At 64.1% G+C, this 13,702-nt stretch carries 18 protein-coding genes and 2 pseudogenes; 14 read left to right on the top strand and 6 right to left on the bottom strand.

Annotated elements, in window-relative coordinates; all coding sequences use genetic code 11:
• Positions 1 to 32: 32 nt before the first annotated feature.
• From IVB54_RS22685 to IVB54_RS22670, 4 genes are all read left to right on the top strand, one after another.
• Positions 33 to 929 carry an MBL fold metallo-hydrolase gene (locus tag IVB54_RS22685; RefSeq protein WP_026233752.1) on the top strand — a complete coding sequence of 299 codons (897 nt, stop codon included), beginning with the start codon at positions 33 to 35 and terminating at the stop codon, positions 927 to 929.
• Position 930: 1 nt separating this feature from the next.
• On the top strand, positions 931 to 1,335 hold the full coding sequence (locus IVB54_RS22680) for a nuclear transport factor 2 family protein (protein WP_085352867.1): 405 nt from the start codon (positions 931 to 933) through the stop codon (positions 1,333 to 1,335).
• 511 nt (positions 1,336 to 1,846) lie between these two features.
• On the top strand, positions 1,847 to 2,509 hold the full coding sequence (locus IVB54_RS22675; RefSeq protein WP_018459177.1) for an SRPBCC family protein: 663 nt from the start codon (positions 1,847 to 1,849) through the stop codon (positions 2,507 to 2,509).
• Positions 2,509 to 2,871 carry a metalloregulator ArsR/SmtB family transcription factor gene (locus IVB54_RS22670; protein ID WP_018459176.1) on the top strand — a complete coding sequence of 121 codons (363 nt, stop codon included), beginning with the start codon at positions 2,509 to 2,511 and terminating at the stop codon, positions 2,869 to 2,871. Before IVB54_RS22675 ends, IVB54_RS22670 begins: the two co-directional genes overlap by 1 nt.
• A 361-nt stretch (positions 2,872 to 3,232) precedes the next feature.
• Here the strand turns inward: IVB54_RS22670 and IVB54_RS22665 are convergent.
• Both IVB54_RS22665 and IVB54_RS22660 read right to left on the bottom strand, forming a co-directional pair.
• Positions 3,233 to 3,514: pseudogene (locus tag IVB54_RS22665) on the bottom strand (GFA family protein); the annotation flags it as partial.
• A 59-nt stretch (positions 3,515 to 3,573) separates the two neighbouring features.
• Positions 3,574 to 4,071 carry a peptide deformylase gene (locus IVB54_RS22660; RefSeq protein ID WP_018459174.1) on the bottom strand — a complete coding sequence of 166 codons (498 nt, stop codon included), beginning with the start codon at positions 4,069 to 4,071 and terminating at the stop codon, positions 3,574 to 3,576.
• 76 nt (positions 4,072 to 4,147) lie between these two features.
• Here IVB54_RS22660 and IVB54_RS22655 point away from each other — a divergent pair, with 76 nt between their 5' ends.
• Positions 4,148 to 4,732 carry a TetR/AcrR family transcriptional regulator gene (locus IVB54_RS22655; protein WP_085352877.1) on the top strand — a complete coding sequence of 195 codons (585 nt, stop codon included), beginning with the start codon at positions 4,148 to 4,150 and terminating at the stop codon, positions 4,730 to 4,732.
• A gap of 103 nt (positions 4,733 to 4,835) precedes the next feature.
• Positions 4,836 to 5,414 carry a membrane protein gene (locus IVB54_RS22650; protein ID WP_018459172.1) on the top strand — a complete coding sequence of 193 codons (579 nt, stop codon included), beginning with the start codon at positions 4,836 to 4,838 and terminating at the stop codon, positions 5,412 to 5,414.
• A 31-nt stretch (positions 5,415 to 5,445) separates the two neighbouring features.
• Here the strand turns inward: IVB54_RS22650 and IVB54_RS22645 are convergent, their stop codons facing one another.
• The gene (locus IVB54_RS22645; protein ID WP_018459171.1) at positions 5,446 to 5,907 is read right to left on the bottom strand and encodes a cupin domain-containing protein; all 462 of its coding nucleotides are present in this window, start codon (positions 5,905 to 5,907) and stop codon (positions 5,446 to 5,448) included.
• A 420-nt stretch (positions 5,908 to 6,327) separates the two neighbouring features.
• On the opposite strand from IVB54_RS22645, the gene IVB54_RS22640 reads away from it, so the two are divergent.
• On the top strand, positions 6,328 to 7,548 hold the full coding sequence (locus IVB54_RS22640; protein ID WP_018459170.1) for an MFS transporter: 1,221 nt from the start codon (positions 6,328 to 6,330) through the stop codon (positions 7,546 to 7,548).
• A 22-nt stretch (positions 7,549 to 7,570) separates the two neighbouring features.
• On the opposite strand, the gene IVB54_RS22635 is transcribed toward IVB54_RS22640, so the two are convergent.
• From IVB54_RS22635 to IVB54_RS22625, 3 genes are all read right to left on the bottom strand, one after another.
• Entirely contained in the window at positions 7,571 to 7,957 is a 387-nt protein-coding gene (locus IVB54_RS22635; RefSeq protein ID WP_026233750.1) for an ester cyclase, read from the bottom strand.
• Between the two features lie 56 nt (positions 7,958 to 8,013).
• On the bottom strand, positions 8,014 to 8,886 hold the full coding sequence (locus tag IVB54_RS22630) for a bifunctional helix-turn-helix transcriptional regulator/GNAT family N-acetyltransferase (protein WP_018459168.1): 873 nt from the start codon (positions 8,884 to 8,886) through the stop codon (positions 8,014 to 8,016).
• 75 nt (positions 8,887 to 8,961) lie between these two features.
• Positions 8,962 to 9,315: an MmcQ/YjbR family DNA-binding protein gene (locus tag IVB54_RS22625; protein ID WP_018459167.1), complete on the bottom strand. Its 354-nt coding sequence runs from the start codon at positions 9,313 to 9,315 to the stop codon at positions 8,962 to 8,964.
• A gap of 161 nt (positions 9,316 to 9,476) precedes the next feature.
• Between IVB54_RS22625 and IVB54_RS22620 the strand changes: the two genes are divergently transcribed.
• From IVB54_RS22620 to IVB54_RS22585, 7 genes and pseudogenes are all read left to right on the top strand, one after another.
• Positions 9,477 to 9,824: a Lin0512 family protein gene (locus IVB54_RS22620; protein WP_026233749.1), complete on the top strand. Its 348-nt coding sequence runs from the start codon at positions 9,477 to 9,479 to the stop codon at positions 9,822 to 9,824.
• Positions 9,825 to 9,828: 4 nt separating this feature from the next.
• Positions 9,829 to 10,521 (top strand): GNAT family N-acetyltransferase, encoded by a 693-nt coding sequence (locus IVB54_RS22615; protein WP_018459165.1) that lies wholly within the window; start codon positions 9,829 to 9,831, stop codon positions 10,519 to 10,521.
• Positions 10,522 to 10,595: 74 nt separating this feature from the next.
• Positions 10,596 to 11,780, top strand: a complete 1,185-nt coding sequence (locus tag IVB54_RS22610; RefSeq protein ID WP_026233748.1) for a serine hydrolase domain-containing protein — start codon at positions 10,596 to 10,598, stop codon at positions 11,778 to 11,780.
• A 98-nt stretch (positions 11,781 to 11,878) separates the two neighbouring features.
• Positions 11,879 to 12,088, top strand: coding sequence for a DUF2892 domain-containing protein (locus IVB54_RS22605; protein ID WP_026233747.1), 210 nt, complete (start codon positions 11,879 to 11,881; stop codon positions 12,086 to 12,088).
• Positions 12,085 to 12,606, top strand: a pseudogene (locus IVB54_RS41695) (sigma-70 family RNA polymerase sigma factor). Before IVB54_RS22605 ends, IVB54_RS41695 begins: the two are co-directional and overlap by 4 nt.
• A 3-nt stretch (positions 12,607 to 12,609) precedes the next feature.
• A complete protein-coding gene (locus tag IVB54_RS22590; protein ID WP_018459162.1) occupies positions 12,610 to 12,954 on the top strand; it encodes a carboxymuconolactone decarboxylase family protein in 345 nt (114 codons plus the stop codon).
• A 34-nt stretch (positions 12,955 to 12,988) separates the two neighbouring features.
• Positions 12,989 to 13,654 carry a DUF429 domain-containing protein gene (locus tag IVB54_RS22585; protein ID WP_018459161.1) on the top strand — a complete coding sequence of 222 codons (666 nt, stop codon included), beginning with the start codon at positions 12,989 to 12,991 and terminating at the stop codon, positions 13,652 to 13,654.
• Positions 13,655 to 13,702: the final 48 nt, after the last annotated feature.

Raw genomic sequence — 13,702 nt, 5'->3', positions numbered from 1 at the left:
TCCCAATCGCAGACTAGCACCAGGAGACCAACATGCCGACAAGGAGAACCATCATGAAAACCACTCTCGCCGCGGGCGCCGCCGCCGTCTTCGCACCCGCAGGCCTCGGCCATGCCGCGGGCGGGCTCGCCTGGAAGCATTTTCCGGCCGGACAGAACGGCTTCTTCCGGGCGCCCGTTCTGGTGTCCGGACCAAGCGAAGCCGTGCTGATCGATGGCGGCTTCACGCTGTCCGATGGCAAGGCTGTCGCCGACGCCATCAAGGCCACCGGCAAGAAGCTCACCACCATCTATATCAGCCAGTCGGACCCGGATTATTATTTCAGCCTCGGCGCGATCAAGGCTGTCTTCCCCGAGGCCCGCGTGCTCGCGTCGCCAGCGACATTGGCGGCCATTCACGCCAGCGTCGAAAAGAAGCTTGCCGTCTGGGGCCCGCAGCTCAAGGCGAACGGCCCGCAGGTGCTGGCCGATGTGGTCATCCCCGAAGCGTTCGACGGCAAGACGCTCAGCGTCGACGGCGAGACCATCGAGATCGTCAGCGCCGACGGCCTGGCCAACCGGCGCTATCTGTTCGTACCCTCGCTCAACGCGGTGTTCGGCGGCGTCCTGATCTTCTCCGGCGTCCATGTCTGGACCGCCGACACGCCGACCAGGGAGCAGCGTGCCGCCTGGATCGCCAATCTCGAAAAGATCGCGGCGCGCAAGCCGGCGATCGTCGTGCCCGGCCATTTGTCGGCGGATGCGAAGACCGACCTGTCCGGTGTCGAGCACACCATCGCCTACCTCAAGGCGTTCGACGAAGAGTTGGCCAAAACCAAGGATTCGGCGGCGCTCAAGGCGGCGATGGAAGCGCGCTTCCCCGGCCTCGGCATGGGCGTTGCGCTCGACATCGGCGCCAAGGTCGCCACCGGCGAGATGAAGTGGGGTTGAGATGGGGGCGAACCTCGACCTGATCCGCGCCACCTATGAGGGATCATCGTCGGAAGAGAACGGCCGCAACTTGCTGGCCGCTCTCGCTCCCGATGCCGCATGGACCGAAGCGGAAGGGTTTCCATACGCGGGCACCTATGTCGGGGCGGACGCGATCATATCAGGCGTGTTCCGGCGTCTCGCCACCGAATGGACCGGCTACCGCGCCGACGTTCACACCTATCTCGAAGACGGCGACCGCGTCGCCGCCTTCGGCGTCTACTCCGGGACCTACAAGGCGACGGGCAAGTCCATGCGCGCCAATTTCGCGCATCTCTATCTGGTGAAGGACGGCAAGATCGCCAGCATGACCCAATATGTCGACACCGCGATGGTGCAAAAGGCATTGGAGCCTGCCGGCCGGTAACAGCCGCATCACGTCGGAATGCAGGAGGGGGTGCCCGCGACATGCGGGCTCCCCTTTTTCGTTCCGGCGTCTGCTAGATCTTGATGGAATTGTGCCTGGCCGAGGAAGTCCACCGCGCGCCAGAACGTGGTCATGGATATGACCGCCGGCCCCGTCTATACCGAGGTCCCACGACAGGCCAGAGCGGCGATCGTATGCTCGCAGTCATGGTGTTGAAGATATGCCTGCCGACGACCTTGGATTTTTGACGTGAGGAGCCATGGCGGTTTCGGAAGACAACAAATCTCTCGCCCGCTATCTGAGAGATGTTACGCAGAGTTCACCGACGGTTACGAAATATTGGGATGACGCCCACGTCAGTGATCACGCCGCTTGCATCGCGCGGGCCGCCACGCACGGCCCCCGCTTGCGTGCGGACCACGCGTTGCAGCCCGGCTGCTGTCGTACTCGTGAAACCATGCATAGCTTCGACCGATATTAATCCTGGCACGAAACGACAAGGAGGAGCGCCATGGAGATCGACGTCGTCAGGGTATTAGGGCTGGTTACGCGTTCGGTGAGGAATTTCGAGAAGGACGGGAAGGCAGCCAGTGCGGTGACACTGACGCGGCTTTACGAGACCAGCGTCGACGATCTCTGGGACGCAGTGACCAGCGAGCAACGCATTCCGCGCTGGTTCTTGCCGGTCGAGGGAGATCTCCGGCTCGGCGGAAAATACCAGCTCAAGGGGAATGCAGGCGGGACCATCACGGCATGTACGCCGCCGACCCATTTTGCGGCGACCTGGGAATTCGGCGGCGCGATGAGCTGGATCGACGTCAAGCTGACGGCAGAACGAAGCCAGGCGCGGCTGACGCTCGAGCACACCGCGATGATCGAGGATCATTGGAATCAGTTCGGTCCAGGGGCAGTCGGGATCGGCTGGGATCTCGCCATTGCCGGGCTGGAGCGATATGTTGCGACCGGGGCATCGGTCGACCATGAGACGGCCGAGGCATGGATGGGCTCTCCCGCGGGCAAGGAATTCATGACGAGCAGCGGCGAGTATTGGCGCGCAGCGCATGTCGCAAGCGGCGTGGATCCTGCGTCCGCGAAACAGCGGTCGGACCGTACCATCGCTTTCTATCGCGGCGAGACGCCGCCCGACGTGGCGCATCCGGGCACAGGAAGCTGATGCAAATCTTCGAGGTCCTTGCCGACCCCGTCCGCCGTCGCATCCTCGAGCTGCTTGCGCCCGGCGAGATGGCGTCCGGCGAGGTCGTCGAAGTGATCGGAGCGGAGTTCGGGATCACGCAGGCCGCCGTGTCGCAGCACCTCAAGGTGCTGCGCGAGAGCGGCTTCGCGACGGTTCGGGCGGAGGCGCAAAGACGGCTCTATTCGGTCGATGCTGCGGGCCTCCAAGCGGTGGATGCATGGATCGGTCAGTTCCGCAATTTCTGGGAGCCGAAGCTGGATGCGCTGGCGACGGAAATCGCGCGCGGCAAACGCGAGCGTCGTAACGCGCCAATGAGCAAGCGGAGCGGGAAGCGGGCGTGAAGGCATCGCGGCCACGCCTCATGGAGACGTTTCCGTTCTTTGCCCGGCGGGGGATGGGCTTAAGCGGCGGCATCTCGGTGTCGCCCGGGCTGGCGGCCCATCTGAGGCCGTACTGCAGGTTCGCGGCCTGCGCGGCGGCGACAAGCTGTACAAAGCCCCAGACGATTGCGGCGGGCAGCATCGATAGCTCGAAGCTCATCGCCATTGGCTGTCCCCCAATCTGCAAGAAATCAGCGCGATCCCGGGTGCCATCCGGGAGTTTGGGAATCTCGGGATCGAGGTGATCCCAGGCATATCCGCGCGAGCAGAACAGCACGACGGACGGTTTGAACGTGCTGGCATCGTCCAGCGTGCCGACATAGATGCTGATTAAGTCCGGCTTCTCGTCCGGCTTGTTGTAGATGGGCGAGCCGCAGTTCGGACAGAACCCTTTGCGCTTGACCGCGCCGCTGACGGCAGTGCGCTCGATTTCGCGCACCTCGCCTGTCACCGCGACTGCGCTGCGCGCGAACACGAAGATGGAGCTGTGGCCGCTGCCGGTATCGCGCTGACAGTCGCTGCACTGGCATTGGAAGCCGCGGATCGGCGCGGACGCAATGGTGTAACAAACCGCGCCGCAGGCACAACGACCTGAATATGTCATTCGTCTCCCTCCCAACGGGCCGGCGCGATTTCACACAAGCCGGATATTTGCCGGCCCGCTCACTCGCGCGACATCTTCTCGAACCTCTTCACCAGCCGCTCCCGCTTCAGCCGCGACAGGCGCTGGATCCAGAACATGCCGTCGAGCTGGTCGATCTCGTGCTGGTGGCAGACAGCACGCAAGGCTTCCGACTCCTCTTTGTGCATGCTGCCGTCGAGATCCCGATAGCTGATCCGCACGCGGGCGTGGCGCTGGACCTCGTCGTTGACGCCGGGCATCGAGACGCTGCCTTCGCGATGCAGGATCATCTCGGGTGAGGCCCATTCGATCTCCGGATTGACATAGGTCTGTGCACCGTCCCTGGCGTCGAGCTCGAGCACGACGACGCGCAAGGGCACGCCGAAATGCGGCGCCGTGATGCCGATGCCGGGCGCGGCGCGCATGGTCTCGAGCAGATCATTTGCAAGCTCGCGGAGCGCATCGTCGAACGCGGTGACGGGGTGAGCCGGCATCGCGAGCCGGCGGTCGGGATAGCGGACGATCGGGCGAATGGTCATGCAAGCTCCTAGCACTCACGGATGGTTGAAGCATCCCGTTCTTGACGCCCTACCAACTGGAAGGTAGCTAGGGACCATGACTCACGTTTCCTCGACAGCCGACGACATCCTGGCCTGCGCGCGCAGCTTGATCATCGCGGGCGGCTACAATGGTTTCAGCTACGCCGACGTGGCTGAGGTGGTCGGTATCCGCAAGCCGAGCATCCACCATCATTTCGCCAGCAAGGTCGATCTGGTCCGCACGCTCGTGTCGCGCTACCGCGCCGAAGCCGAGGCGGGACTGTCCGCGCTCGAGCGCAATGTCCCTGATCCGCGCGACCAGCTCGAAAACTATGTCGCGTACTGGAAGGCGTGCATCAATGATGCGACAGCGCCGTTCTGTGTGTGCGCGCTGCTGGCCAGCGAGCTTCCGATCCTGCCGGAGGAGGTTGCGCTCGAAGTCCGTGCGCACTTCCGCTCCTTGGCTTCCTGGCTGACGGCCGTCATGGAGCGTGGCAAGCGGAAAGGGCAACTCAAACTCTCCGGCACAGCCCGCGTCGAGGCCGAAGGATTCATGGCGACCATTCACGGCGCCATGCTGTCGGCGCGTGCCTATGGCGATCCAAAGATGTTCGGTGTGATTACCACCCCGCTGCTGGACCGGCTGTCCAACAAGCACTGAGAGACATCGGCGAGACGATGACGATAGCCAGCAAGTGGGCTGGATCGAAGACGGTTTCGTTGTGTAAGAAAACTACCAACTAGTAGGTATAGGAGAGACTGCGATGGCGCGATATCAATTGAATCCGGTTCATTGCGACCGCGAGCGATGGCTGAAGCAATATTACTTCGTGCGAGCGGCGTTCTCGGTTGCCTGGGTCGCTGCTGCGTTTGCCGCCGGGGCTTCTTCTCCAGTGATCGCCGGCGCCTTGCTCGTCCTCTATCCCGCATGGGACGCCGCTGCCAACTTCGCGGACGCGGTTCGCAGCGGCGGACTCGCTCAAAGCCGCCCGCAGGCTCTGAACGTTGTGGTCAGCCTGGCGACCACCGTCGCGGTGCTTGTGACCTTGCAGATGAGCATGAACCGGGTGCTCGGAATCTTCGGGGCATGGGCGATCCTGTCGGGATTGCTCCAACTCGGAACGGCCATCCAGCGCTGGCGGAGTTTTGGCGCGCAATGGGCCATGGTGCTCAGCGGGGGCCAGTCGGCTCTCGCAGGCGGCTTCTTCATCTTTCAGGCCACGATGCCCGCGATTCCCTCGATCGCGAATGTCGCGGGCTATGCTGCAGTCGGTGCGCTCTACTTCCTGGTCTCGGCGGTGTGGCTCACGGTCGGCGAGTGGCGGCGTAGCGCGGCTGTTTGAAGCCTTGCCATTCAAGCCTTGTCGCGGACGCTCACCCGTCCGGATAGGGCGTGCCGTCCTTGTGCACGAATCGGCCGTCGGAGTTGGCGCTCATCATGTCGATGTCGGAGCAAATCGTGAGATCGTCGGGCGAGCGAGAGCCGACTTCGAGATAGAGGGCGATGGCGCTCGAACGGTTGATCAAGTGATGGCCGTTGCCGCTGTTTTTCGCGAAGGCGGCGCAGTCACCGGCGCGGAGCACGATCTCGCATTTGTCCTCGATCAGCGTCACTTCGCCTTCGAGGACATAGACGAATTCGTCCTCATGCGAGTGCCAATGCCGCTGGCTCGACCAGTTGCCGGGCGGCAAGCGCATCAGGTTGACGCCGAAATCGGACAAGCCTCCGGCATTGCCGAGCCGCTGCCGGACCCGATCGGCGCAAGGTGCATCGAAGGGCGCGGGGTAGCCGGCGCCCTTGCGGGCGGGTACGGCAGCGATGTCGATTTTCGGCATAAGCATTTCCCTGCAGTTCTCTAGCGTTGCGTGGCCTGGCACATCGCGGAGCGCCAGGCGCGTCGTCGAACCCGGTCACGGATTTCGCCGCATCCGCACGGCCAGTTCCGCACGGCAAGGCCGGATGGCGCGCGAGAAGGCGGACGATCGCGTTCGCGACGGGACGAATTCAATAGCGGCGGGATGATGCCATCATGCAGGTGTTTTGCCCGACGAGTCAAACGGCGGGTCTTCCTTCGCACTGCAAAGAGCTGCGCTGTAAGTCCTTGATCCCAAAGCGCCCGGCTACTGTGCATGGGGTTGTTTTCGCATTTTTTGTTTGGCAGGTCACAAAAGCGTGCCGCAAAAACTTGCGTCGGCCTGTCGGCCCACCATGTTCCCATTCGTCTTCCACCCAGACAGATCTGACGGGAGACCAAAATGAACGCTTCCTCCTATCGCTGGGTGATCGTCGCCGCGGGCGGCTTGCTCGGGTGCGTCGCCATCGGCGGCATGTTTTCGCTGCCGGTGTTCCTGCAGCCGATCGCAAAGGATACCGGCTGGTCCGTAACCGGCATCTCCAGCGCGATGACGATCGGCTTTCTGGCGATGGCCTTCACCAGCATGGCCTGGGGCACGTTGACGGACCGGTTCGGGCCGCGGCCGGTGGTGCTGACGGGATCGACGGTGCTGACCGTGAGCCTGTTCGCGGCGAGCCACGCCACCTCGCTGCTGGCGTTTCAATTCGTCTTCGGGCTTCTGGTCGGGGCTTCCTGTGCGGCGATCTTCGCGCCGATGATGGCGACCGTGACCGGCTGGTTCGACACCCATCGCAGCCTCGCGGTCTCGCTGGTGTCGGCCGGCATGGGCATGGCGCCGATGACGATGGCGCCGCTCGCGGCCTGGCTCGTCTCCGGCCATGACTGGCGCACCTCGATGCAGATCGTGGCGCTGGTGGTCGGCGCCATCATGATTCCGGTGTCGTTCCTGGTGCGCCGCCCGCCGGCGCTCGCGCACGCCTTGGCCGCGCCTGCGGGCGAGGGGGCCGTGCAAGGTGAGATGTCGATGGGAGAGGCGCTGCGCTCGCCGCAATTCCTGATCCTGCTCGCGACCAATTTCTTCTGCTGCGCCACGCATTCCGGTCCGATCATTCACACCGTCTCCTATGCCGTGAGCTGCGGCATCCCGCTGGTCGCGGCGGTGACGATCTACAGTATCGAAGGCTTTGCCGGCCTCGGCGGACGCATCGCCTTCGGCCTGATGGGTGACCGCTTCGGCGCCAAGCGCGTGCTCGTCTCGGGCCTGCTGTTGCAGGCCTTCGGCGCACTCGCCTATGTCTTCGCGCATCAGCTCGCGACGTTCTACGCCGTCGGGGCCGTCTTCGGCTTCATCTATGCCGGCACCATGCCGCTCTACGCGGTGCTGATCCGCGAAAATTTCCCGCTCAAGATGATGGGCACCGTGATCGGCGGCACCGCCATGGCCGGCAGTCTCGGCATGGCCACGGGCCCGCTCGCCGGCGGCCTGATCTACGATGCGTTCTCGAGCTACGCCTGGCTCTATATCGCCTCCTGGGCGATGGGCCTCGGCGCCTTCCTGATGGCGATGAATTTCAAGCCGTTCCCGAAGCCGCGAGCGGAGTTGGCGCCGGCGGCGGCGTAAGCAAGTTCATCGAGGCGCAGCACTAGAGCTGCGCCTCGATCGCGGGCTTGTCGATGATGGACCACACTTGCCGTATTTTTCCGTCGCGAAATCGATAGAACACGTTTTCGCAGAAGGACACGCGCCTGCCGTTCACATCCAGCCCCAGAAACGTTCCAGCCGGTGTGCAATCGAACTTCAGCCGGGCGGCGATGTGGGGCGGATCGCAGACCAGCAGCTCGATGTTGAAATGCAGATCCGGAATTGTGCGAAAATCCTGCTCCAGCATGGCACGATAGCCGGACAGTCCGAATGGTCGCGCATTGTGGGCGACATCATCGTGGACGAACTGTCCGAGCGCGGGCCAATCCTGCCGGTTCAGGCAGGCGATGTAATTGCGGTAGATGTCGGCGAGGTCGGACCTGGTCATGGCGTGCTCCTGCGGCTTCGGCCATAACGCAGCAACAGGGCAATCGGCGCAGGCGCTCACAGACGTTTTTCGAAGAACAGGTCCGGGTAGGGATCGTCATTGAAGCGGGGGATCTCGCTCCAGCCGCTTCGTCGGTAGAGCTGGCTGGCCTCCGCCAGGGCGCTGTTGGTGTCGAGCCGCAATAGCTTGATGCCGAGCCCGCGCGCAGCATCCTCGGTCATGTCCATCAGACGCCGGCCAAGCCGCAATCCGCGCGCCGCCGGTGCGACCCACAGCCGCTTGATCTCGGCATAGCCGTGATCGGTGCCCTTGAGCCCGACGCAGCCGACCGGTAGCGTGTCCGACATCGCGACGATGAACGTGCCGCGCGGGCGGCGCATATCCTTGGCGTCAGGATCGCGCGACAGCGAGACGTCAAACCCCTGCTTGAAGCGGCGGCCGAGCTCGCCATAATATTCGCCGAGGCAATAACGGGCCTGTTCGCTCCGCGGATCCATCTCGTCCAGCGTGACCCGCTCGCGCGTCAACGCGGAAGCAATCAAATCCATCGCCGCCAGCAGCGCCTCGCGTTGCGAATGCTGGGCGAGGAAGCCCTTGGCCTGCGTATTCGACAGCGCCTCGTAGGCCGCGAACTCGCGCCGGCCCGCAGGTGTCAACGTCGCGACGCGGCGGCGCGCATCGTCCTCATGCGCATTGGTCTCGACCAGCCCTTCGTCCTCGAGGCTGCGCAGGAGGCGGCTCATCAGGCCGGAATCGAGGCCGAGATAGTCGCGAATCTCGGCCACGTCCGAACGTCCATGCCCGATCGCGTTGAGCACGCGCGCCGCCCCCAGTGGCCGCCCGCGTCCCAGGAATGACGTGTCGAGCGCGCCGACAGCGGACGTGACGGCACGATTGAAGCGGCGGACGCGGGAAACAGGGTCGAGCATGATATATCTGACTTTAGTCAGACATATCATCGAAGTCAATCAGTGCACGTTTTCGCTTCACCAGCGAACTGCGCTTCAATCCAGGCCCAGGACCTTGCGGGATTTCCGCGTGAGTTTCGCCGCGATCAGCGCGTGCGCCTGCGCCAGATAGGCCGCGAGCTCGGCGTCCGGCAGCGCGTTGTTGCCGACGAGCTGCACCCATTTGGCGCGCGCCAGATACGGCGCCGGCCGCGCAAGCCCGTGCTCGATCAGCAGCGCATAGGCCATGTTCGAGACCTTGAACATGTAGCCGCCGGAGCGCGCGGCAAAGCCGCCGCCGAGTGCGAACATCTTGCCGCCGACCTTGAACACGGAGGTGCCCTCCCACTGCACCACCTTGGTGACGGCGGGCAGGCGCAGGCAGCGGGTTTCGAAAGTTTTGGGAGTCATGGCCCGAGCGATAGCACAGCGCACGCGGCTTGCAACGCCGCAACGATGGAGCGCCTCTGCGTGCCGCACGCGTCCGGGATACGAGAGGAACGACTCCACTTGTATCGTGCCGTCCGATCCCCCACACTCCACATCACTCAATCAGTCACAGGAATAAGGTCATGGCTCGCATTCGCTGTATCACCGAGATGGGGATGGGCGTCGACGTTCACGGCAGGGACGCCACCAAGGCGGCGAAGCGTGCCGTTTCTGATGCCATCAGGCATTCGAGCCTCGGCTTCTTCCGGATGATCGACAAGACTGCGAACGACATGTTCGTCGACGTCACGATCGCGGTGCCGAATCCCGAAGCCGTCGACAAGGACGCGGTCGCGAAGGAGCTGCCTTACGGCACCGTCACCGTCAACGCGGTGAAGGGCGGGCTGGAGATTCCCTCGGCTGCGGAGCAGGGTAACGACCCCATCCTCATCGCCAATGCCGCCGTCATCGTCAGCTTCGATAAGGACTAGGCCGGTGTCCGACGGTGACGTGACCCTACTGGATCGCCCGATCTGGAGCGCGCTGACGACCAGCCACAAACATCTGGCCGAGGGTGGCCCGGGAGCGCTGCGCTATCCGGTGGACGTGACGCCTTTTGCCGACATAGTCGACATGTCCGAGACGAGCTTTGCCGAGCTCGGCAATCTCCTGTCGGGCTCGCAGGTCGCCGCGCTGTTCACACCCGAGGCCGTCGACGTTCCCGCCGGTTTCAAGGTCGTGCTGGCCGGACCCTGCGAGCAGATGATCGGCTCCCCGGCCGATAGCCCGCTTCGCGATGCCGAGATCGTCCGGCTGGGTGCAGCCGACGTTCCCGCCATGATGGCATTGACGGAGCTGACGAAGCCCGGTCCATTCGCGCGGCGCACGCACGAACTCGGGACGTTTCTCGGCATCCGCGCCGGCCGCGAATTGGTCGCGATGGCCGGCGAGCGCATGAAGCCGGGCAATTTCGTCGAGATGACGGCCGTCTGCGTCCACCCTGATCATCGGGGGCGGGGCTACGCGCAGGCGCTGCTGGCGGCGGTCGCGCGGCAGATCGAGGCGCGCAGCGAAATTCCGTTCCTGCACGTGTTCTCGAGCAACTCGTCGGCCATCGCGCTGTACCAGCGGCAGGGGATGCGGACTCGGCGCCGCCTGCACGTGACTGCGTTCATGAAGCAGAGATGAGCCGCGCCGTCCGGTCAGGCTTCATATCTGGCGAATTCACGCTATATCGATCCCATCCATCATTGGGGAAACACATGGACGCCAGAACACCTGATTTTTCCGCCACACGGACAGCAATGCAGCGTTACGTCGATCAGGAGATCATTCCGGGTGCATCCTGGGCGGTGCTGCGGGGCCGCGAGGTCGTCGATCAGCAATGCGTCGGTTTCGCCGATCGCGAGACCAGCACCGCGCTGCGGCCCGATCACATTTTTCGCGCCTTCTCCAATACCAAGATCTTCGTCACCTGCGCGATCATGCTGCTGGTCGAGGAAGGCCGCATCGGGCTCGATGACGTTGTCGAGAAATTCCTGCCGCAACTCGGCAATCGCAAGGTTCTGAAGCCGGGCGCGTTGAGCCTTGCCGACGTCGAACCGGCGAAGAGCCCGATCACGATCCGGCAGCTTCTGACCCATACCTCCGGCCTCAGCTACGGCATCTTCGATCCCGGCACGGTGCTGTTCAAAGGCTATAACGAGGCGCGCGTTCTCAATCCGTTGACGCCGCTGACCGACATGATCGACCAGCTCGCCGATCTGCCGCTGTCCTTTCATCCCGGCGCGTCCTGGGAATATTCGGTTGCGACCGACGTGCTCGGGCGTGTCGTGGAGGTCGTCTCCGGCAAGCCGCTCGACGCCGTGCTCAAGGCGCGCATTTTCGAGCCGCTCGGCATGACCGACACCGGCTTCCACGTGCCGGACGCGCAGCAGGGCAGGCTGGTCGCGCTCTACAACGGCACGGATGTCCTCGATCCCATGAAGCCCGGCCTCACCCGGGCCGACGACCTGCCTTATCCGCAGGCTTATCGGCGGCAATTCCCGCGGCTGTCGGGCGGCGGCGGACTGGTCTCGACCTTGCCCGACATGCTCGCTTTGATACGGGCGCTGCTCCCCGGCTCGGATGCTCTGCTGAAGCCGGAGACGCTGCGGCAGATGATGACGAACCAGTTGCCCGCCGGCGAGAACATCCGCTTCGCCAATCTCGGCCCGATCCCCGGCAAGGGCTTTGGCCTCGGCGGCGCGGTCACCTTCGCGCCGATGCCGTTCGATCCCCCGAATTCGACCGGCGAATTCCAGTGGGGCGGCCTTGCCGGCACCCATTGGTGGATCTGCCCGCAGGCAAATACCGCCGGTGTGCTGATGACGCAACGCTACATGGGCTTCTGGAATCCGTTCTTCTTCGAGTTCAAGCGTCTGGCCTATCAGGCCGTCGGAGGCTGATCGCGAAAAAAATTGCAGGTTGCCGCGAATCCTTTCCGGTCGTCGCGCCCTCTCTTGACGGTCGAGGCATTTTGCTTCGGCTCATCTCGGAGAATGTGATGGCATTTTACAGAAAGAACATCGGCGGCCTGCATCAGGCCGTGCGGATCGCCTTTGGCGTCGCGGTGGCGGTCGCGGCGGTCGTGTATCTCACCGGCGCTGCGGCGTGGCTGGTTGCACTTGGCGGTGCCGGCTTCGCGCTGACCGGCCTCGTCGGCTATTGTCCGATGTGTGCGATGGCCGGCATCGGAAGGGGAGGCATGTCGTGAGCGCCGCTGTGATCTCGCCGGACCTGTTCGAGGCCGCCGCGCCTCGGCGATCCCCAGGCGATCGCGTCTCTGCTCGAGACGGCGCAACCGAACATCCGCCGCTACGCCCGCGCCACCTGTCGCAGCTCGGCGGACGCCGAGGATGCGACGCAGGAGGCGCTGTGGATCCTGTTTCGCCGTGTCGGCACGATCCGCTCGTGGCTGGCGGTTTCGGCTTGGCTGTTCAGTGTGGTCCGCCGCGAATGCTTGCGACTTGCCCGCAAGGAGGCCTCGCGCCGGCGATCGACGACGGAGAGGCGGAGGCGCTGCTGCTGTCGCGTTCTGAGGCCGATTTGCGGATCGACATCGCGGCGGCCTTCGAGGCGCTGCCGCCGCACTACCGCGACGTCGCGCTGATGCGCGACGTCAAGGAAATGACCATCGATGAGATCGCCGTCGCGCTCGGCGCGACCCGGCAGACCGTGAAGGCACGTCTGCATCGCGCCCGCGCCCTGATGCGCGAATATCTGACGAGATGAGCCATGACCGATTATCAAAGCCGTGACGACCTGAAATCTATCCCGGCGTTCGTGGCGCTCGCGCCGGTCGAGGCCAACGCGTTCCTTGCGTTCAACCACGCGGTCGAGCGCAAGGACGGATTGGTTCCGCCAAAATATCGCGAGCTGATCTCGCTCGCGGTCGCGCTCACCACGCAATGCGCCTATTGCCTCGACGTGCACACGCCGCAGGCGGCGAAGGCCGGCGCGCGCGAAGAAATCGCGGAAGCCGCGTTGATTGCGGCCGCGGTTCGCGCCGGCGGCACGCTCGGCCACGCGTTGCTGGCGCAGCGCCTGCTCGAGCGACATCGGGGCGAGGAACTGGGATAGAGGAGCGGGCGGATGTCCCGCAGAGATCAGGAACTTGCCAAACTATCTCGGCCTCGACGGATTTCGCTTCGGCTGGGTCGTCGCCTGGATCGACCAGCGCGGCGATCACGGCTTTGATTATTCGCCGGGTCTTGAGCGGCTGCTCGCGCTGCCGCATGCCCGGGCGATGATCGACATGCCGATCGGATTGAAATGGAGTGGTTATCGCATCTGCGATTTGCGCGCACGCGAGCTGGTCGGTCCCGCCGTGTTTCTCGGCGCCCGCCGCGATCTCTGGACGTTCGCCGATATGGCGGCAGCCAATCGCCACTACTGGGAGCGCGAACGCAAGGGCAGGGGCGTATCGGCGCAGCTCTGGAACATCAGGGACAAGATCAGGGACGTCGACGCGATCATGACGCCGGCGCGGCAGACGACCATCGGCGAAGCCCATCCGCAATTGATTTTTTGGAATTTGGCTGGGCGGGTACGGCTTGCAAAGAAGACATCGGCGGAGGGCCGCGGGCAGCGCATCGCACTCCTGCAGCAGCACGGCTTCGGGCGCTTGCCGACATGGCTGACGCAACGACATGGCACCGGCATCGGCCGTGACGATCTGATCGACGCCTGTGCCTGCGCGATCGCGGCACGCGACAGCACGCAGCGATTCGGCGGGGAGGAGCCCGATCCGCGAGGCTTGCGGATGGAGATCAATTATTGAGGTCGTCGGGGTGCGAGGGTCCGGGAAAAAGCTGCAATTTATTTGAAG

This window comes from Bradyrhizobium sp. CW1, from assembly GCF_023100665.1.
GTDB classification, from domain to species: Bacteria; Pseudomonadota; Alphaproteobacteria; order Rhizobiales; family Xanthobacteraceae; genus Bradyrhizobium; species Bradyrhizobium canariense_D.
Note: the sequence above shows the minus strand (reverse complement) of the source record. Positions and strands in the feature narration are given on the sequence as shown.